The organism is Virgibacillus sp. NKC19-16 (assembly GCF_021560035.1).
Lineage (GTDB): Bacteria > Bacillota > Bacilli > Bacillales > Amphibacillaceae > Virgibacillus_L > Virgibacillus_L salidurans.
Genome location: NZ_CP074373.1, coordinates 1,698,892 through 1,718,641 on the forward strand (window position 1 = coordinate 1,698,892; position 19,750 = coordinate 1,718,641).

General features: G+C 37.7%; 21 protein-coding genes. All 21 read left to right on the forward strand.

All coding sequences use genetic code 11. The features are described 5' to 3' along the window. Nucleotides 1-6: 6 nt before the first annotated feature. The gene (ylqF, locus tag KFZ58_RS08750) at nt 7-849 is read left to right on the forward strand and encodes a ribosome biogenesis GTPase YlqF (protein ID WP_235794708.1); all 843 of its coding nucleotides are present in this window, start codon (nt 7-9) and stop codon (nt 847-849) included. A gap of 69 nt (nt 850-918) precedes the next feature. Then, entirely contained in the window at nt 919-1,692 is a 774-nt protein-coding gene (gene rnhB, locus KFZ58_RS08755) for a ribonuclease HII (RefSeq protein WP_235794419.1), read from the forward strand. 14 nt (nt 1,693-1,706) lie between these two features. Next, entirely contained in the window at nt 1,707-2,966 is a 1,260-nt protein-coding gene (locus tag KFZ58_RS08760) for a TP0910 N-terminal domain-containing protein (protein ID WP_235794420.1), read from the forward strand. Beyond that, nucleotides 2,963-3,238 carry an EscU/YscU/HrcU family type III secretion system export apparatus switch protein gene (locus KFZ58_RS08765; RefSeq protein WP_235794421.1) on the forward strand — a complete coding sequence of 92 codons (276 nt, stop codon included), beginning with the start codon at nt 2,963-2,965 and terminating at the stop codon, nt 3,236-3,238. The genes KFZ58_RS08760 and KFZ58_RS08765 overlap by 4 nt, the downstream gene beginning before the upstream one ends. A 104-nt stretch (nt 3,239-3,342) precedes the next feature. Next, nucleotides 3,343-4,503, forward strand: coding sequence for an ADP-forming succinate--CoA ligase subunit beta (sucC, locus tag KFZ58_RS08770; RefSeq protein ID WP_235794422.1), 1,161 nt, complete (start codon nt 3,343-3,345; stop codon nt 4,501-4,503). A 48-nt stretch (nt 4,504-4,551) separates the two neighbouring features. Next, a complete protein-coding gene (gene sucD, locus KFZ58_RS08775; protein ID WP_235794423.1) occupies nt 4,552-5,454 on the forward strand; it encodes a succinate--CoA ligase subunit alpha in 903 nt (300 codons plus the stop codon). 76 nt (nt 5,455-5,530) lie between these two features. Beyond that, nucleotides 5,531-6,427: a DNA-processing protein DprA gene (dprA, locus tag KFZ58_RS08780; protein ID WP_235794424.1), complete on the forward strand. Its 897-nt coding sequence runs from the start codon at nt 5,531-5,533 to the stop codon at nt 6,425-6,427. A 138-nt stretch (nt 6,428-6,565) separates the two neighbouring features. Beyond that, nucleotides 6,566-8,647 carry a type I DNA topoisomerase gene (gene topA / locus KFZ58_RS08785; RefSeq protein WP_235794425.1) on the forward strand — a complete coding sequence of 694 codons (2,082 nt, stop codon included), beginning with the start codon at nt 6,566-6,568 and terminating at the stop codon, nt 8,645-8,647. A gap of 90 nt (nt 8,648-8,737) precedes the next feature. Next, the gene (locus KFZ58_RS08790; RefSeq protein ID WP_235794426.1) at nt 8,738-9,052 is read left to right on the forward strand and encodes a hypothetical protein; all 315 of its coding nucleotides are present in this window, start codon (nt 8,738-8,740) and stop codon (nt 9,050-9,052) included. Nucleotides 9,053-9,383: 331 nt separating this feature from the next. Continuing rightward, nucleotides 9,384-10,298, forward strand: a complete 915-nt coding sequence (gene xerC / locus KFZ58_RS08795) for a tyrosine recombinase XerC (RefSeq protein ID WP_235794427.1) — start codon at nt 9,384-9,386, stop codon at nt 10,296-10,298. 17 nt (nt 10,299-10,315) lie between these two features. Next, nucleotides 10,316-10,861 (forward strand): ATP-dependent protease subunit HslV, encoded by a 546-nt coding sequence (hslV, locus tag KFZ58_RS08800; RefSeq protein ID WP_235794428.1) that lies wholly within the window; start codon nt 10,316-10,318, stop codon nt 10,859-10,861. Between the two features lie 20 nt (nt 10,862-10,881). Further along, on the forward strand, nt 10,882-12,276 hold the full coding sequence (hslU, locus tag KFZ58_RS08805; RefSeq protein WP_235794429.1) for an ATP-dependent protease ATPase subunit HslU: 1,395 nt from the start codon (nt 10,882-10,884) through the stop codon (nt 12,274-12,276). A gap of 31 nt (nt 12,277-12,307) precedes the next feature. Then, nucleotides 12,308-13,087 carry a GTP-sensing pleiotropic transcriptional regulator CodY gene (gene codY, locus KFZ58_RS08810; protein ID WP_235794430.1) on the forward strand — a complete coding sequence of 260 codons (780 nt, stop codon included), beginning with the start codon at nt 12,308-12,310 and terminating at the stop codon, nt 13,085-13,087. Nucleotides 13,088-13,435: 348 nt separating this feature from the next. Then, nucleotides 13,436-13,828 (forward strand): flagellar basal body rod protein FlgB, encoded by a 393-nt coding sequence (gene flgB, locus KFZ58_RS08815; protein ID WP_235794431.1) that lies wholly within the window; start codon nt 13,436-13,438, stop codon nt 13,826-13,828. A gap of 2 nt (nt 13,829-13,830) precedes the next feature. Then, on the forward strand, nt 13,831-14,283 hold the full coding sequence (gene flgC / locus KFZ58_RS08820) for a flagellar basal body rod protein FlgC (RefSeq protein WP_235794432.1): 453 nt from the start codon (nt 13,831-13,833) through the stop codon (nt 14,281-14,283). A 17-nt stretch (nt 14,284-14,300) separates the two neighbouring features. Next, complete coding sequence (gene fliE / locus KFZ58_RS08825) at nt 14,301-14,609, forward strand: flagellar hook-basal body complex protein FliE (RefSeq protein WP_235794433.1); 309 nt, start codon at nt 14,301-14,303, stop codon at nt 14,607-14,609. A gap of 30 nt (nt 14,610-14,639) precedes the next feature. Beyond that, the gene (gene fliF, locus KFZ58_RS08830; RefSeq protein ID WP_235794434.1) at nt 14,640-16,235 is read left to right on the forward strand and encodes a flagellar basal-body MS-ring/collar protein FliF; all 1,596 of its coding nucleotides are present in this window, start codon (nt 14,640-14,642) and stop codon (nt 16,233-16,235) included. A 12-nt stretch (nt 16,236-16,247) separates the two neighbouring features. Further along, nucleotides 16,248-17,261, forward strand: coding sequence for a flagellar motor switch protein FliG (gene fliG / locus KFZ58_RS08835; RefSeq protein ID WP_235794435.1), 1,014 nt, complete (start codon nt 16,248-16,250; stop codon nt 17,259-17,261). After that, nucleotides 17,254-17,985 (forward strand): flagellar assembly protein FliH, encoded by a 732-nt coding sequence (gene fliH, locus KFZ58_RS08840; RefSeq protein WP_235794436.1) that lies wholly within the window; start codon nt 17,254-17,256, stop codon nt 17,983-17,985. Before fliG ends, fliH begins: the two co-directional genes overlap by 8 nt. After that, on the forward strand, nt 17,985-19,304 hold the full coding sequence (gene fliI / locus KFZ58_RS08845) for a flagellar protein export ATPase FliI (RefSeq protein ID WP_235794437.1): 1,320 nt from the start codon (nt 17,985-17,987) through the stop codon (nt 19,302-19,304). The genes fliH and fliI overlap by 1 nt, the downstream gene beginning before the upstream one ends. Then, entirely contained in the window at nt 19,304-19,750 is a 447-nt protein-coding gene (fliJ, locus tag KFZ58_RS08850; RefSeq protein WP_235794438.1) for a flagellar export protein FliJ, read from the forward strand. Before fliI ends, fliJ begins: the two co-directional genes overlap by 1 nt.

Sequence of the window (19,750 nt, forward strand, 5' to 3'; positions counted from 1 at the left end):
ATGAATATGACAATACAGTGGTTTCCGGGACATATGGCAAAAGCAAGGCGGGAAGTAGAAGAAAAGTTAAAGCTTGTAGATTTTGTCATGGAATTGGTTGATGCAAGGGCGCCATTATCATCACAAAATCCAATGCTTCAGCAAGTCCTGCAAAACAAACCAAAAATGATTGTATTAATGAAGAAAGATTTAGCAGATGACCGGGAAACTGAAAAGTGGATAAAGCATTTCAAGGAGAATGATGTTAGAACCCTTGCTATAGATGTAAATGATAAAGCAGATATAAATCGTATTATTCAATTAGCGAAAGAACTGGGCCAGGAAAAAATGGAAAAACTGAAAAAAAAGGGGATTAACCCTCGGCCTTCTCGGGCGATGATTATTGGCATTCCGAATGTTGGAAAGTCCACATTGATTAATCGTCTCGCGAACAAAAAAATTGCGAAAACAGGGGACATACCTGGTGTTACAAAACAGCAACTCTGGATTAAAGTGAAGAAGGATTTTGAACTGCTTGATACACCAGGAATTCTATGGCCTAAATTTGAAGACGAAATGGTGGGGTATCGATTAGCTGCAATCGGTACGATAAAGGATAAGCTCCTTTCCCTCCAGGATATTACAGCATTTGTCATTCAATATATGCAGGAACAATACCCCGATTTGGTTGAAGAGCGTTATGCTATTAATCGAGATATGGAAGATATGTGGGAGATATTTACAGCTATTGGGAAACAGCGGGGAGCATTGGAAAGTGGTGGAGAAGTAAATTTTGAAAAAGTTTCTGATATTGTGCTGGGTGATCTCCGTACAGGTAGACTAGGTGCAATCACACTTGAATCCCCGTAACAATCAGCTGCTTCCTATGTTAACAAAAAGTATATATAAGTCGATATAGATAGAGAGACAGGTGTCACGATGGATAAAAAATCAATTACCGCTTTAAAGCAGTTATTCGAATCAGGAGAAATAAGTGAGGAATTAATCAGTCATTTAAAAACGGATGACCGAAAAGGTGTACAGCAGTTAATTAAATCTTACGAAAAAAAGAAATATAAAGAAGAAATGGCAGAAAAAACATTTATTGAAATGTCAGTATTTGAATCTCGCGCCTACGCAAATGGTCATGAATACATAGCGGGTATTGATGAAGCTGGTAGAGGTCCACTTGCAGGGCCGGTTGTTGCAGCAGCTGTTATTTTACCAAGGGACTTTAAATTGCTTGGTTTAAATGATTCGAAGCAGTTAAGTGAACAGGCAAGAAATCATTTCTTCCGCATTATTAAAGAGCAAGCAATTAGTTATGGTGTGTCGATTATCAGCAGCCAAAAAATAGACGAAATCAATATATTTGAAGCCACCAAATTGGCTATGCATGATGCGATAAATCAGCTAAGTCCAAAACCAAATCACATATTAATTGATGCAGTGAATCTTAAGGGTCTCACGTGTACCTCTGAAGCTATTACCAAAGGAGATATGAAAAGTATTTCCATTGCTGCAGCAAGCGTGTTAGCAAAGGTTAGCCGTGATCGAATTATGAAGAAAATACATAATGAATATCCTATGTACGGATTTGAATCGAATATGGGGTATGGCACGAAATATCACATAGATAATTTAATGACATGCGGGGTTACGCCATATCACAGAAAATCATTTTCACCAGTACGTAACGCAACTTACCACTAGTACGGGGGGTCTATATGAGTGTTCATCAGGTTGCCCTAAATCGTTCCACTAACATGAATCATACACAACAAGTACTTCGGTCTGGACAAATTATACAAGGTAAGATTGTGAAACTTTATCCTGATAATAAAGCACAACTACAGCTAGGTTCACAAAGAATGGTCGCACAATTGGAAGCCGCTTTATCAACAGGTGAAAAGTATCATTTTCAAGTACGAACAAAAGACAACGCTATTCATCTGAAAGTATTAGGAGAGCAGTTGAAAAATCGAACCCAGGAGAATGTCACACAACTCTTGCACCAACTGGGATTAAAAGTATCTAAGGCCAATACAGCTTTTGTCCAGACACTTATTCATGAGAATATTCCTTTTGATAAAAACCAGTTATTGCAGGCATTTCAACTTTTAAATAGTTCGCAAAATAAAGAACACACGCAGGAAATTTTAAAAAATATGATTGCTGATAAACTACCAATTACAGATTCCATCAAACAAGCACTATCGATGAAAAATACTTATGGTTTTTCAGAACAAATGAAGGCGTTATTACAAGCCTTACAACAGGATACAAATCAAACCCAACTCAAGAATCGATTAAACCAGATGGTTGAGCATCTCTTAAGCAATCAAGATAAAGCGTTTATGCTGGCTTCTCCACGTGATCAATTGTTAACAACTATTAATCAGACATTGCTTTTTACAGGATTAACATATGAGAATCAGCTATTAAATGCTAATATACAGCAGCAATCTGTTACGATAAAGGCAATGTTAATGCAATTATTACATGAAGGTGATGGAGCTTTGCATGGTCGCCCCCAGCAGCTACTTCATTTCATTAATGGCATGCAGCTGCAATCTGTGAATGAGTTTCATAATTATCTCAAGGCACACTTGGTGATACCCGGCGCTAGACTTGGCATAGCAAATGATTTAGAACTGGATTTTGAAGGCGGAAAAACAGAAAGTGGTGAAATAAACCCAGATTATTGTCGAATACTATTTTATTTAGATCTTTCCAATTTGAATAAAACTATTATTGATATGAACATACAAAAAAGGTCAGTTGCTGTCACGATATTTAATGATTTTGAGACAATACAAGAGCATTTCGTGTCCTTAAAGCCAATGTTAATAGATGGGTTAGGAAAGTTGGATTATCACCTTTCTAGCATCTCATTCAAAGCCTTACAACAGTTAGATGAACCAAAAAGGAGCGCATCTCACACTTATGCCGAACCCTTTAATCAAGGAGTTGATTACCGAATATGACAGAAAAAAGGAAAAAGGCTGCCGCACTTCGTTATGATCACGAGCTTGAGAGCGCCCCTGTTGTTGCTGCAGCCGGAAAAGGGCTAACAGCTAATAACATAATTGAAAAAGCAAAGGAAAATAATGTACCTATCGTGGAGGATCCCTCTTTAATTGAGGTTTTAGCCGAATTAAATATAAATGAAACGATTCCGGATGAATTATATCAAGCTGTTGCAGAAGTATTTGCTTTCGTATATAAGGCAGATAAAAGCATTGAAAGGGTGAAATAAATAACATAAGATATAATCACATTGCTAAAATTCGCTTATTCTTGTGAAATTTGTAGTTTTTTAATACAATGGAAATGCAGTGAATTTTGATGGGAGGATGAAGAATGAATATTCATGAATATCAAGGCAAAGATCTTTTACGTGAATTTGGTGTAAAAGTTCCTGATGGACATGTAGCATACACAGCAGATGAAGCTGTTGAAGCTGCAGAAAAATTGGGAAGTGCTGTAACCGTAGTTAAGGCGCAGATCCACGCTGGAGGCCGAGGGAAAGCCGGTGGAGTGAAAATTGCAAAAAGTAAAGAAGAAGTGCGTACATACGCAAACGAAATTCTTGGCAAAACATTAGTAACGCATCAAACAGGTCCTGAAGGTAAAGAAGTTAAACGCTTACTTATTGAAGAGGGTAGCGATATTCAAAAAGAATATTATGTAGGTGTTGTTCTTGATCGTACAACCTCACGTGTTGTCATAATGGCATCTGAAGAAGGTGGTACGGAAATAGAAGAAGTAGCTAAAGATAACCCAGAGAAAATTTTCCAGGAAGTAATCGACCCAGTTATCGGCCTGTCACCTTATCAAGCTCGTAGACTAGCTTTTAACATTAATATTCCTGATGAATTAGTAGGAAAAGCAGTTAAATTCATGACTAGTCTTTATAATGTATTTATTGAAAAAGACTGCTCTACAGCGGAAATTAATCCATTAGTTACGACTGGCGATGGTGAGGTATTAGCATTAGATGCGAAATTAAACTTTGATGATAATGCATTATTTCGACAAAAAGATGTTCAGGAATTACGTGATTTAGATGAAGAAGATGAAAAAGAAATCGAAGCATCAAAATACGATCTAAGCTATATTTCCCTTGATGGAAATATTGGTTGTATGGTTAATGGTGCTGGACTAGCTATGTCTACAATGGATATTATTAAGCATTATGGCGGCGATCCCGCTAACTTCCTTGATGTTGGGGGCGGTGCAACTGCTGAAAAAGTAACCGCGGCATTTAAGATCATCTTGTCCGATTCGAATGTAAAAGGTATTTTTGTTAACATTTTTGGTGGAATTATGAAGTGTGATGTTATCGCTGAAGGTGTTGTGGAAGCGACGAAAGAAGTAGGATTGGAAATTCCATTGGTTGTACGTCTAGAAGGTACAAATGTAGATTTAGGTAAAAAAATTCTGGATGAGTCCGGATTAAATATTACATCAGCTAGTTCAATGGCAAATGGCGCAGAGAAAATCGTTTCCATGGTTAACTAATTTGCTTTTACTAATAATCGATTATTATTGTAGAAAGGACGGACGAAAATGAGTGTATATGTTAATAAAGATACGAAAGTAATTGTTCAGGGAATTACTGGCGGTACGGCTAGATTCCACACAAAACAAATGCTTGAATATGGAACGAAAATCGTTGGTGGTGTCACACCGAAAAAAGGCGGTACAGAAGTAGAAGGTGTTCCTGTATTCAATACCTTACAGGAGGCAGTTAACCAAACAGGTGCCAATGCCTCTGTTATTTATGTACCTGCTCCTTTTGCTGCAGATGCAATTATTGAGGCAGTGGATGCAGAACTCGATCTTGCTATTTGTATTACAGAGCATATCCCTGTAATGGATATGGTTAAAGTTAAGCGCTATATGGAAGGTAAGAAAACCCGTTTAGTAGGACCGAACTGTCCGGGAGTAATTACAGCAGATGAAAGTAAAATCGGAATTATGCCAGGGTATATTCATAAAAAAGGACATATTGGAGTCGTATCACGTTCTGGCACATTAACATATGAAGCCGTTCATCAATTGTCAGAAGCAGGGTATGGTCAAACAACAGCTGTAGGTATTGGCGGAGATCCTGTTAATGGTACGGATTTCATTGATGTTCTTACAGCATTCAATGAAGACCCCGAGACGGAAGCTGTAGTCATGATTGGTGAAATAGGTGGAACAGCAGAAGAAGAAGCTTCGGAATGGGTAAAAGCAAACATGACGAAGCCTGTTGTTGGATTTATTGGCGGAGCAACTGCGCCTCCAGGTAAACGCATGGGACATGCTGGAGCTATTGTTTCCGGTGGTAAAGGAACAGCAGAAGAAAAAAATCGTGTTATGACAGAGTCCGGCATAAAAGTTGCTGAAACGCCTGCAGTAATTGGTGAAACAATGATAAATGTTTTAAAAGAAAATAACCTGCAAGAAAAATGTAAAACACATTAAGCTAAAAAAGTGGGGACCCCGCCACCGGAGTAATGTAATGGTGCGGGGCCACCACCATAAATGAGGACGTGATTAGTTGCAGTCAATTCAAGATCAATTGATTCATTTACACCGATGCCGGGGTATTACAAGGAGAACCATTCGAAAGATCCTAATCCATGACCCGAAGTTTCATCAACTTTATTTATTATCCTCCGCCCAGTTAAGTCAGTTATACAAACTCCCAATGAAAAATGCTGCATTATTTTATAAAGACCTTCATAATAATTATCTTACAGAACAAATAAAATATGATAGTCATCAATACAGCATCATCACAATAGTTGACGAAAACTATCCGCCTGTGTTAAAAACTATAAAAGATCCGCCAATCGTTTTATATGCTATTGGAAATACTTCTTTATTATCTCACACACCGGCTTTAAGTGTGATTGGTACAAGAAATCCCTCCAATGAAGCAATGGCAAAAATAAAATACCTAACGAAGCCTTTACTGGATAAAGGTTGGTTAATCGTAAGTGGTATGGCAAAAGGGATAGATAGTTACGCACATATACTTGCCTTGAAAAATCAGGGTAGGACCATCGCTGTGTTAGGCGGTGGCTTTCATCATATTTATCCAAAGCAGAATACATCGTTGTTTAAGCAAATAGCGGAGAAAGGCCTGGTATTATCTGAATACCCACCGGACATTCCTCCGAAAAAACATCATTTTCCCGAGAGAAACCGTATTATAAGCGGTTTAAGTTTTGGAACATTAGTTATTGAAGCCACGGAAAGAAGTGGTACATTGATAACAGTGGATCAAGCACTTGATCAGGGTAGAGAAGTATATGCAGTACCAGGGTCACCGCTTATTCCACAAACCAAAGGCTGTCACCGGATGATTCAAGACGGTGCCAAGTTGGCTATCGATCCAGACAATATACTGGAAGACTGGGAAAGCATAGGGAGAAATTTATTTTACTCATAAAAGTCAAGGTAGCGCTTACGTAGCACTTAAGGTTTACAAAGCTTTTGTCACAGTTTGTTTGACAAATTTATACGATGTATTTAGTATTAGTAAAGATTTCTAAATTATTTATTGTAACCTCATTTGGGAGGAAATACCATGTCAGATTATCTAGTAATCGTAGAATCGCCGGCAAAAGCGAAAACGATTGAACGTTATTTAGGAAAAAAATATAAAGTAAAAGCATCCATGGGCCATATACGTGATTTACCAAAAAGCCAGATGGCTGTTGATACGGAGAATAATTATAAACCAAAATATATTACAATACGCGGAAAAGGTGATATATTAAAAGATCTAAGGAAAGCCGCAAAGAAAGCAAAGAAAGTCTTTCTTGCTGCCGACCCCGATAGAGAAGGGGAGGCTATTGCCTGGCATCTGGCACATATTCTGGATGTAGATGAAAATTCCGAATGTCGTGTTGTTTTTAATGAAATTACGAAAGACGCAATTAAAGAGGCATTTAAAAATCCACGGAAGATTGATATCGATTTAGTTGATGCACAGCAAGCTAGACGGATTTTGGATCGGTTAGTTGGATACAACATCAGTCCACTATTATGGAAAAAAGTGAAAAAGGGATTAAGTGCAGGCCGTGTACAATCCGTAGCATTAAAAATGATAGTTGACAGGGAAAAAGAGATCGAAAACTTTAAACCTGAAGAGTACTGGTCAATTGAAGGCGAATTCCAAAGAGATAAAGAAATATTTGAAGGAGCCTTTTATGGTGTTGAAGGAAAAAAACAGGAATTGAAATCAGAAGATGATGTAAAAAGGATTTTAAGCACATTAAAGGAAAAGAAATTTACAGTTGATAAAGTTAATAAGCGTGAGCGTAAACGAAACCCCGCTAAGCCCTTTATTACATCTTCCCTGCAACAGGAGGCAGCCAGAAAGCTAAATTTCCGGGCGAAGAAAACGATGATGGTAGCACAGCAATTATATGAAGGTATTGACCTAGGTAAAAAATCCGGGGGTATTACAGGTTTGGTTACGTATATGCGTACAGATTCAACACGGATTTCTGATACAGCGAAACAGGACGCAGCATCGTATATTGAAGAAAAATATGGCAAGGAATTCCTAGGAAATAATAAAGAGAGCAAGAAAAAAGAAGGTGCGCAAGATGCCCATGAAGCTGTTCGTCCTACATCTGCTCTGAGGGATCCAAAATCATTAAAAGCTGTTTTATCAAGAGATCAGTATCGCCTGTATAAACTGATCTGGGAACGATTTTTAGCTAGCCAGATGGCGCCGGCAGTGATGGATACAATGACGGTACATCTATTAAATAATGGTGTGGAATTTCGTGCAAACGGTTCGAAAGTTAAGTTCAAAGGCTTTATGAAAGTATATATAGAAGGTACGGATGATAGTAAAAAGGATGAAAATAAGACTTTACCGGATTTAACGAAAGGGATGGAAGTTGATGCAAAAGAGATTACACCAAATCAACATTTCACCCAACCACCTCCAAGATTTACAGAAGCCAGACTTGTGCGAACAATGGAAGAGTTAGGTATTGGACGTCCTTCCACCTATGCACCCACATTGGATACAATTCAACGCAGGGGATATGTCAGTATTGACAGTAAACGTTTTATACCAACAGAGCTTGGGACGATTATTCATGAGCTAGTGGAAGAGTTTTTCCCTGAAATCATCAATGTTGAATTTACTGCCAAAATGGAAAATGATTTAGACTCCATTGAAGAAGGGAAAACAGAATGGGTAAAAGTTATCGACGATTTTTATCAAGATTTCCACAAACGCTTGGAAGTAGCAGAAGAAGAAATGGAAAAAATTGAAATCCGGGATGAGCCTGCTGGTATTACATGTGAAAATTGCGGACATGAGATGGTTTACAAGATGGGACGCTATGGAAAGTTTCTAGCGTGCTCAAACTTTCCGGAATGCCGAAATACGAAACCTATTTTAAAGAAAATTGGTGTCACCTGCCCGAAATGTAAAGAAGGCGATGTCGTGGAAAGAAAATCAAAGAAACGCCGAACTTTTTATGGTTGTGATCGCTTTCCCGATTGTGATTTTGTATCATGGGATAAACCGATAGCTAGACCATGTCCAAAATGTGAATCCTTACTTGTTGAAAAGAAAAGTAAGAAAGATGTACAAATCCAATGCACAAATTGTGAGTACAAAGAAGAAAAAATTCAAAGTTAACGATCGGCTGCTCTTATTAGGAGCAGCTTTATTTGTGCGTGTTTCATATCGGAGGAAAAGGGGAATATTTCAAATAAGGAGGTTGTAAAATTGGCAGACAGAAAAAACTATTTTGTAACTCTAGATACAGAAGACATTCGAGAAGTATCAATCCCGGGTAATGAAATCGAATATGAAATTATTGCAACCCATGATGAGGTAGAAGAAATAGAAGAAATATTTATGAAGAAAAACAAAGAAGCAGAAAATGCTACTAAATATATTGGGAAACCATTTGATGAGTGGGGGGCAGATGACGAAAGAGAAATATATGACGCTCATTTGATGAAAATTTATCAACGGTTATATGACCTAGGTACAGATGAGACCAAATCAAAAATAAAAGAATTAGGAATAATTAATTAAAAAATTGGTTATACCAAGAGCGAGACAGTTATTCACACATTTTTCACAGAATCGCATTTCTATAAATTAATTGAATTGTTGATTGTTGACTATTTAATTTGAAAAAGATATAATTATCCCTTGGTAAGGATATTTACTTGACACTAAACGATCATTAAACGATTTTTACAGCTATAGTAGAAAATTTGGACAATATGAATGATCCAATTCGAAAATTATGATATACTAAGACAAAAGTCGTTTCAGAATTTTGTTGCAATTGTGTTAAGTTTATTGCAATACAAGATTTAGTGTGATATGATTTATGCGCTGTGATTTAGGGGATGAGAACTTGCATCATTTTAGGGCTGATTGTAAGGATTTTGTAGAGTACCTACAAATAGAAAAGAACGCTTCCCCGTATACTGTAGAATATTATCTGAATGATCTGGAAACGTTCTTTGACTTCTTAACAGGAGAAGGTATAGACGATTTAAGCAAGGTTGATCAATCTGTTGCGCGCCTATTTTTGACTAAACTATATGATCAGCAATTAAGCAGAAGGTCTGTGTCGCGAAAGGTTTCCGCATTAAGAGGTTTTTATAAATTTTTGGAGAGGGAACACTCTATTTCGGCTAATCCATTCATGCGTATGACTTTACCAAAAACCAATAAACCAATACCTGGCTTTCTATATATGGAAGAATTAGAAAAGCTTTTCGATGTAAGTGATTTAACCGATCCTCTTGGACAGCGTGACCAAGCGCTGCTTGAGGTGCTTTATGCGACTGGCATGAGGATCAGTGAGTGCCAAGGGCTTACGCTAAGCGCTATTGATTTTTCAATTGGAACAATGCTTGTTACTGGGAAAGGCAGAAAAGAACGATATATCCCATTTGGAAGATTTGCGGAGATTGCCTTGGAAACTTACATAAATGAAGGTAGGAATGAGTTATTGGAAAAAGCTAAAACGACATCTGATTCAGTCTTTTTGAATGCCCGGGGGTCACCGTTAACTGTAAGAGGAATGCGGCTAATACTTAATAAAATGGTTGATCGCGCTGCTTTAACTATTCACGTTCACCCACATAAACTGCGCCACACATTTGCTACACATATGCTAAATGAAGGTGCTGATCTGCGCAGTGTGCAGGAGCTACTGGGACATGAAAATTTATCCTCTACACAAATATATACACATGTAACAAAAAATCATTTACGTGATGTTTATATGAACAGCCATCCCGAGCTAATGATCAATAATTGAAACAGAGGTGATGAATTGTGGGAAATGAAATGCATGCCACAACTATTTTTGCGGTTAGACACAATGGTCAATGTGCGATGAGCGGAGATGGTCAAGTTACATTAGGCAATGCTGTCGTCATGAAACATAAAGCAAAGAAAGTGAGAACTTTATTTAAAGGAAATGTTTTAGCGGGCTTTGCAGGATCTGTTGCTGACGCATTTACATTGTTCGAAAAGTTTGAAGAGAAGCTGGAAGCCTTTGATGGGAATCTTTCCCGTGCTTCTGTTGAGTTAGCGAAGGAATGGCGCAGTGACAAAGTATTACGTAAATTAGAAGCAATGCTTATTGTCATGAACAAAGAGAAAATGTTTTTAGTATCAGGAACAGGAGAAGTAATTGAACCTGATGATGGACTACTGGCTATAGGCTCTGGTGGGAACTATGCACTTAGTGCAGGCAGAGCATTGACAAGGCATTCCGGGCAGTTATCCGCCAAAGAAATAGCGCGCAGTGCACTGGAGATTGCTGGTGAAATATGTATATATACGAATGATCATATTACCTTAGAGGTGCTTGAATAAAAGGAGGCTTTCTAAAAAGCATGGGAATAGATTACACTCCAAAGCAAATTGTAGGTCAATTAGATAAATATATAATAGGACAGCAACAAGCAAAAAAATCAGTAGCAGTTGCGCTCAGAAATCGTTATCGACGGATGCGACTTGATGAATCAATCAAGGATGAAATTGTTCCTAAGAATATTTTAATGATTGGTCCAACAGGTGTAGGTAAAACTGAAATAGCAAGGAGATTAGCTAAGCTAGTTGGTGCTCCATTCGTAAAAGTAGAAGCGACAAAATATACAGAGGTCGGATATGTTGGACGCGATGTAGAGTCCATGGTTCGTGATCTTGTGGAAATGTCCATACGAATGGTTAAGGAAGAAAAAATGAATGAAGTAATGGGTAAAGCTGAAGTTGAAGCTAATAAAAAATTGGTTAACTTGCTAGTTCCTCAAGCTAAAAAACAAAATAATATGAAAAACCCATTAGAAATGCTTTTTTCCGGCCAATCAGATGGTGAGGATGAAAGTAATGAAAGTGAAAAAGACGAGGAAATTAAAAATAAACGGAAACGTACCGAACATAAATTAGCTTTAGGTGAGCTAGAAGATAATATGGTTACAGTAGAAATAGAAGAAACACCGCCATCCATGTTTGATATGCTGCAAGGATCGGGAATGGAACAGATGGGGATGAATATGCAAGATGCATTTGGTCAATTTATGCCCAAAAAGAAAAAGACTCGAAAGTTGCCTGTTTCTGAAGCGAGAAAAGTATTAACACAACAGGAAGCTGGAAAGCTTGTAGATATGGAAGAAGTTGCACAAGAGGCAATTCAGCTTGCAGAACAATCCGGGATCTTGTTTATTGATGAAATCGATAAGGTTGCTGTCAAACAGGATAATTCAGCAAATGTTTCAAGAGAAGGTGTCCAAAGAGATATTCTTCCTATCGTAGAAGGATCGACAGTTATTACGAAACACGGCCCGGTAAAAACAGATCATATGCTTTTTATAGCTGCTGGAGCGTTTCACATGGCAAAGCCATCGGATTTGATCCCAGAACTGCAAGGCAGATTTCCTATACGAGTAGAATTGGAAAAATTAACAGTTGAAGATTTCAAACGAATCTTAAATGAACCATCAAATGCTTTATTAAAGCAATATCAGGCTTTATTAAAAACAGAAGGTATAAATGTTATTTTTACTGACGAAGCTATTACAAGACTGGCAGAAGTAGCATTTGAAGTGAATCAGGACACAGATAATATTGGAGCAAGAAGGCTGCATACCATATTAGAGAAATTGCTTGAGGACCTCTCGTACGAAGCAACAGATATAAATATGGAAACAGTGGAAATCACTCCTGCTTATGTTAATGAAAAATTAAGTACTATTGTAAAAAATAAAGATTTGAGCCGGTTTATACTATAAAATTTAAATGAATTGAAGGAGGATAATAATTATGGAACTATTAGATCGCGCAAGAAAAATTAATGCCATGTTACAAAAATCTACAGGAAAATCGGTGAATTTCAACGATATGTCTGCAACGCTAAGGGATGCTATCAAAGGGAATGTATTTATCCTGAGTAGAAGAGGTAAATTACTTGGATTTGCTATTAATCAGGAGATTGAGAATGAACGAATGAAAAGCATGCTGGAAGAAAAACAATTTCCAGAAGAATACACAGAAGGGCTATTCAGCATCCGTGAAACGACAGCGAATATTGATATTGATAACCAGCTTACTGTGTTCCCTGTTGAAAACCGGGAATTATTCCAAAATGGTTTAACAACGATTGTACCTATTATTGGTGGAGGAGACCGACTTGGTACCCTTATCTTAGGAAGACTAACAGAGAGCTTTAATGATGATGATCTGTTGCTTGCAGAGTATGGAGCTACTGTTGTAGGGATGGAGATCTTACAGGAAAAAACGGAAGAAATAGAGGTAGAAGCTAGAAGTAAAGCAGTTGTGCAAATGGCTATTAGCTCATTGTCATACAGTGAACTAGAGGCAATTGATCACATTTTTGAAGAATTAAATGGAACAGAAGGACTGCTCGTAGCAAGTAAAATTGCAGATAGAGTTGGTATTACAAGATCTGTGATTGTAAATGCATTAAGAAAACTTGAAAGTGCAGGAGTTATTGAGTCACGTTCTCTAGGAATGAAAGGAACATTTATTAAAGTACTAAATAGTAAATTCCTTGTAGAACTGGAAAAGTTACGTTCAAGATAATGGGAAAATAGATAGACGAAAAAGCTAGAGTGATCTAGCTTTTTTTGTTTGTCTTTTATAGGTCAAATTAATTTTCAAACGATATCGCGGCTTTTTTACGAGTAGTAAAATTAAAATTTTCCATTACTTTATAATGCAAAATTCGATTTTCACTATAAGGTATTAAAAATTATCGTGAAAATTAAAAGAAAAGGGAAATATTAGAACCTTTATCACTATTTTAATTTCATAAAGTTAAGGCGAAAAATGTCGAAAAATGATGGACTTTATAGCGTTTATAAATTACAATATTCGTATATGGTAATTTTTTTATGTCCGTTGTTTTAAAATGGAAAAAGGAGGAATTGAATGGATTTATTTGGTGGAACAATTCGTACACTTGAGGGTTCACTTGATTTTGCATCAGCCAAAAACCAGGCCGTATCTAGCAACATCTCAAATATTGACACACCGAATTACAAGGCAAAAGATGTAGCTTTTAAAGATGTTCTAAACAACGCATCTCAAACAATAGAAGCGAATCGTACAGATGAAAAACATATCCCATTTGATCAAGAAGTTCAGTCATCTTATCAAGTCATAACAAAAGGTAATACCTCGTATAACCATAATGGTAATAATGTAGACCTTGATAAGGAAATGGCTGAACTTGCAAAAAACCAAATCTATTACAACGCATTAATAGATAGAATTAATGGTAAGTTTGGCAGTCTGCAATCAGTTGTAAGAGGAGGAAATTAACAGTGTCCATATTTAATGCTATAAATGCCAGTACAAGTGGTCTAACAGCAGGGCGGCTTCGTATGGATGTGGTTTCTTCTAATATTGCAAATGCTCAAAACACACGTGCAACCACGAATGAAAATGGGGAGTATGAACCGTATCGCAGAAAATTGGTGGTAACAGCACCACAGGATAATAGTTTTCAATCTTTTTTACATAAAGCACAAAATGCTAATTCAAATCCCTCAGGTGTTGAAGTGACAAACATAATCGAGGATGAAACACCTTTTAAACTTGAATACAATCCGGAACATCCAGATGCAAATGAAGCGGGTTTTATCGAATTGCCAAATGTAGATCCGTTAAAAGAGATGGTTGATCTAATGAGTGCAACCAGATCTTATGAAGCAAATATAACGTCATTAAATGCCAGTAAAAGCATGTTAATGAAAGCATTAGAAATCGGAAAATAAATAGTGAGCGTGATATTATGAATAATTTATTGATAAATAACATACCACAGACATCAATTCCCGAATCAGCAAATTCGAAACTTTCCATTTCACCGGGAGAAGCACATGCAAACTTTGCAGACAACTTAAAATCAGCTATTGAAGGTGTTAATAATGCCCAAATTGCGTCAGATAAAAAAACAGAAGCACTGGCTCAAGGTAAGGTAGATGATCTGCATGACGTGATGATTGCTTCCCAAAAATCCAGTATCACATTGGAGACTACAGTACAGGTTCAGCGAAAAGTTATCGATGCATATAACGAAATTATGCGGATGCAGGTTTGATAATGTTTATGCAATTTGGTGGGGGAATATATGAAAGAAAAAATGAATAAATGGAAGGATTCAGCTTCAACTTTTTGGCGGGAGCGATCGAAAAGTCAAAGAGGGATCTTTATAGGATCCGTATTGATCGTTATCATGCTGATTGCAGGTATAACCTTTTTTACTACAAATTCTAATTTTGTTCCATTATATAATAATTTATCACTGCAAGAATCTGGACAAATTAAGACCGAATTAGATTCAAGAGGAGTTCCTTATGAATTAGAGGATGGCGGTACAACAATCAATGTCCCCGGAGAACAGGTAGACTCACTATTGGTAGATCTTGCGGGTCAAGGCATCCCAAATAGTGGAAATATCGATTATTCATTTTTTAGCGAGAATTCCTCTTGGGGAATCACCGATAATGAGTTTGATGTTATGCGGCTTGATGCAATGCAAACAGAGCTTGCAAATTTAATGCAAGGCATTGAAGGGATAGAAAGTGCCGAGGTTATGATTAATTTGCCTGACGAGCCTGTATTCGCAAGCGAAACCACGCAAGAGGGTAGTGCTTCCATTGTTTTAAATACGCAGCCAGGCTATCAATTTGAGGGAAATCAGATCAATGCACTCTATCACTTAGTTTCTAAGGCTGTTCCCAATTTACCAGAGGATAATATTGCTATTATGAATCAATACTTCGAATATTTCGATCGAAATTCCAGGAACGCTAACGGTAGTCAAGACGTACATACATACCAACAAACCGTTAAACAGGATGTAGAACGTGATATTCAACGAAGATTACAGCAGATGCTTGGTACAATGGTCGGTACAGAAAATGTTATCGTCTCTGTTACGGCAGACATTGATTTCACACAGGAAAATCGTACAGAAGAACTAGTAGAGCCTGTAGATATTGAGAACATGGAAGGTCTCCCTGTAAGTATCGAAACGATCCAGGAGGCATACTCGGGAAACCCACCTGTGGGAGGTACTACTGGAACAGGCGAGGAAGATACTGCCGGAACCTATCAGGAAGTAGAAGGGGAGGACGGGGAATACGAACTGGAAAGAGAAACTATCAATAATGAATTTAACCGTATTCGAAAAGACATTGTAGAAAGCCCGTATAAGATTCGTGATTTAGGTATTCAAGTGGCTGTTAATAGTGTAGCAGGTTCAAATGAAGACGAGGTTCAATACTTAACACAACAGGAAGCGAATTCGGTAGAGGATGGGATTTCTTCCATATTAGATTCGATCGTTAGTACATCGATAAATGAAGAATACAGTGAAGAAATGGGCGGGGAAAATTTATCCATTGTATTTCAGGAATTCACTGGAAATGAAACAATGCCAGAGACGACAGCTATAATTCCAACATGGCTTTATGTCACAGGCGCAATATTACTAGCGGTCATTATCATTTTAGCTTTTTTATTATTGCGTAGGCGAAAAGAAGAAGAAACGTATGTTGAAGAACCCTTTACAACAGAATCGAGTCCTACTATGGAAGTTCCGGAAAAGAGTGAACAACAGGACTCAGAATCAGTCATGCGCAGGAGGGATCTGGAGAAAATGGCGAAGGATAAGCCGGAAGATTTCGCTAAACTTTTAAGAAGCTGGATCGGGGAAGATTAGGAGGAAGATGAAATGGCAAAACAAAAAGAAACATTATCAGGCAAACAAAAGGCAGCTATTCTATTAATCTCCCTAGGTCCTGATGTATCTGCGCAAGTGTATAAGCATTTAACAGAAGAAGAAATTGAAAAATTAAGTTTAGAGATTTCTTCTGTTAAAAAAGTGAACTCGCATTTGAAAGACGATGTTCTTGATCAGTTTCATCAAATCGCTCTTGCTCAAGATTATATTTCACAAGGCGGGATTGGTTATGCGAAAACAGTACTGGAAAAAGCATTCGGCACGGAGGAAGCCGAAACCATTATCAATCGCCTTACATCCTCCCTGCAAGTAAGGCCGTTCGACTTTGCTAGAAAAGCCGATCCACAACAGGTATTTAATTTCATTCAAAGTGAACATCCGCAAACAATTGCACTGATTTTATCCTATCTCGATGCGGAACAATCCGGTCAAATATTATCCGAATTACCCCAGAAAATGCAAGCAGATGTTGCAAAACGTATTGCAACGATGGACTCTACTTCGCCGGAAATTATTAGTCAGGTAGAGCAGGTCTTGGAACGAAATATTTCATCATCTTTAACAGAGGATTATACACAAACTGGTGGCATTCAAGCGGTTGTTGAGGTGTTAAATGGTGTGGATCGAGGTACAGAGCGGACAATACTGGATGATTTAGAAACACAAGACCCTGAACTGGCTGAGGAGATTAAGAAACGCATGTTTGTTTTCGAGGATATCGTCATATTGGATAACCGGGCCATACAGCGTGTTATTCGAGATGTGGATCACGAAGATCTAAGACTGTCACTCAAAGTTGCTAGTGATGAAGTGAAAGATATTGTTTTTAAAAATATGTCTAGTCGTATGGTTGAAACATTTAAAGAAGAAATGGAATACATGGGTCCTGTCAGACTAAGGGATGTCGAAGAAGCTCAGACCAGAATTGTTGCAGTAATACGTAGGCTTGAAGATGTTGGAGAAATAATTATAGCCCGTGGTGGAGGTGATGATATTATTGTCTAGTCATCTAAACGAACATAGAGTAATCGAAATCAAGCCGATCCAATTTTCGAAAAAAACACGAGATGAATGCCTGAAACAAGAAAATAACCTGCAGGATGAGATAAATAAAGCAAAAGACCAACTTCAAAGCCTATACGATCAAAAAGAGTTGCTTCTACATGAAACAAAAGTACAGATTGAAAAAGAAAAAAGAGATTGGGAAGACGAAAAGCAGCAATATATCGAAAGGTCAAAGGAAGAAGGTTATAAAGCAGGGTTTTTACAAGGTGAAGAAGCGAGTCTGGCGAAATATCAGCATATAGTAGACAAGGCCAATACGATGACAGATGAAGCGATCAGAGATTATCATTCTACGATTGACAAAAGTGAAGAGGCCATTTTGGATTTAGCCATACATATAGCAGAAAACATTATGAAACAAAAGCTAACAGACGAGCCCAATTCCTTTTTATCAATAGTAAAAGCTGCTATTAAAGAATTGAAAGATCAATCTGTTATCTCTATCTACTTACATCCAACGAACTATGAATATGTTCTTAAGCAAAAGGATGAATTAGTAATCATTTTGGAAAATGAAATAAAACTAGCGATTTATGTAAATGAAGACATCCAAGAGAATGGCTGCCTAATCAAATATCCTTATGGCCAAATAGATGCTGGTATTGATACACAGCTCAAGCAGATTCGCAACGTATTACATGAAATAACAACGGAGACGAAATAATGGATACAACACATTATCATGCTGCAATTGAACAGGCAGATACATATAAGCGGTACGGGAAAGTACTAAGAGTGGTAGGGCTAATGATTGAATCCCTTGGTCCCGTAGCAAACATTGGAGAGGTATGCTATATCCATGCATCATCAACGAATAGAGCTCCAATACTCTCAGAGGTTGTCGGTTTTAATAATGAGAAACTTTTACTCATGCCTTACGGGGAAGTGGCGGAAATAGGATCGGGCTGTTTGGTGGAATCTACCGGCAAGGCGTTAACAGTTAAAATTGGACGAGGCTTAATAGGTAAAGTAGTAGATTCGTTAGGGAGTAGCCTTGATCAATCATTATTACCAACAGGGCTATCAAATCATTTAACTGAAATCGCACCGCCTAATCCCATGTTGCGTCCCCGTATTTCCGAGGCGATACAAGTAGGTGTAAAGGCAATTGATTCCATGTTAACAGTTGGAAAAGGCCAACGGATCGGAATTTTTGCAGGGAGCGGTGTTGGAAAAAGCACCTTACTTGGTATGATTGCCCGAAATAGTAATGCTGATATTCATGTTATTGCATTAATTGGCGAACGCGGCAGGGAAGTCAGGGAATTCATCGAGAAAGATCTTGGCGAAGAAGGATTGAAAAAATCAATCGTTGTTGTTGCTACTTCCGATCAGCCTGCCTTGATGCGTATAAAAGGTGCTTACACTGCAACTGCAATTAGTGAATATTTTCGTGATTTGGGATACCATGTAAATTTAATGATGGATTCGGTAACAAGGGTTGCGATGGCACAAAGAGAAGTAGGTCTTGCAACAGGTGAACCTCCAACAACAAAAGGCTACACACCATCTGTCTTTGCTGCTTTGCCTAAATTACTGGAGCGTACGGGTACCAATGAACATGGTGCCATCACCGCGTTTTATACGGTATTGGTTGATGGTGATGATATGAATGAACCAATAGCTGATACGGTTCGAGGGATTTTAGATGGTCATTTTGTAATGGATCGAAAATTAGCAGAGCAAGGCCAATATCCTGCTATAAATGTGTTAAAGTCCATCAGTCGAGTGATGAATCAGATAACAGGCAGCGAGCATCAGAAAATTGCTACCGGGATTCGTTCCCTAATGGCTACATATGAGGAACACAGTGAATTGATTAACATAGGAGCATATAAGCGCGGTACTGATAAGGAAATAGATAAGGCTATTGCTTACCACCCAAAAATCCAAGCATTTTTAAGACAGGATGTTTTCGAATATAGAACGTTTGTTGAAACGATAGAAATGATGAAGGCGCTGCTTCATGGAGGTACAAAATAATGGCTGAGACAATTACCTTATCCAAACTATTACATGTCTATGAAAATGAAAGAAAAGATGCACAAAGAGCATATCACCATGCTCTAGCTTTTTTTGAGGACATAGCAACACAACTTTATACATTACTAAGAAAAAAAGAAGATGCAGAAACATTATATGATAATAGTCTTCCAATCACGGTACCACTCGAGAAAATCAAAGGACAAGTTGCCTATATTGAACGACTTAATCATCAAATTCTGAGATTACAGCAACAAGTACAGCATGCAAGATCAGATATGCACTCAAAGCAATTAAAATTAACAGATGCGCACGTAGAAGTTAAAAAATACGAAAAAATCATCGATACCCGTATAAAGTCGGAGAAAGAAGTGGAAGCCAAGCGAGAAAAAGCTTCGATGGATGAGATTTCAATTCAACAATTCTTAAGCCATAAAAACAGGTGA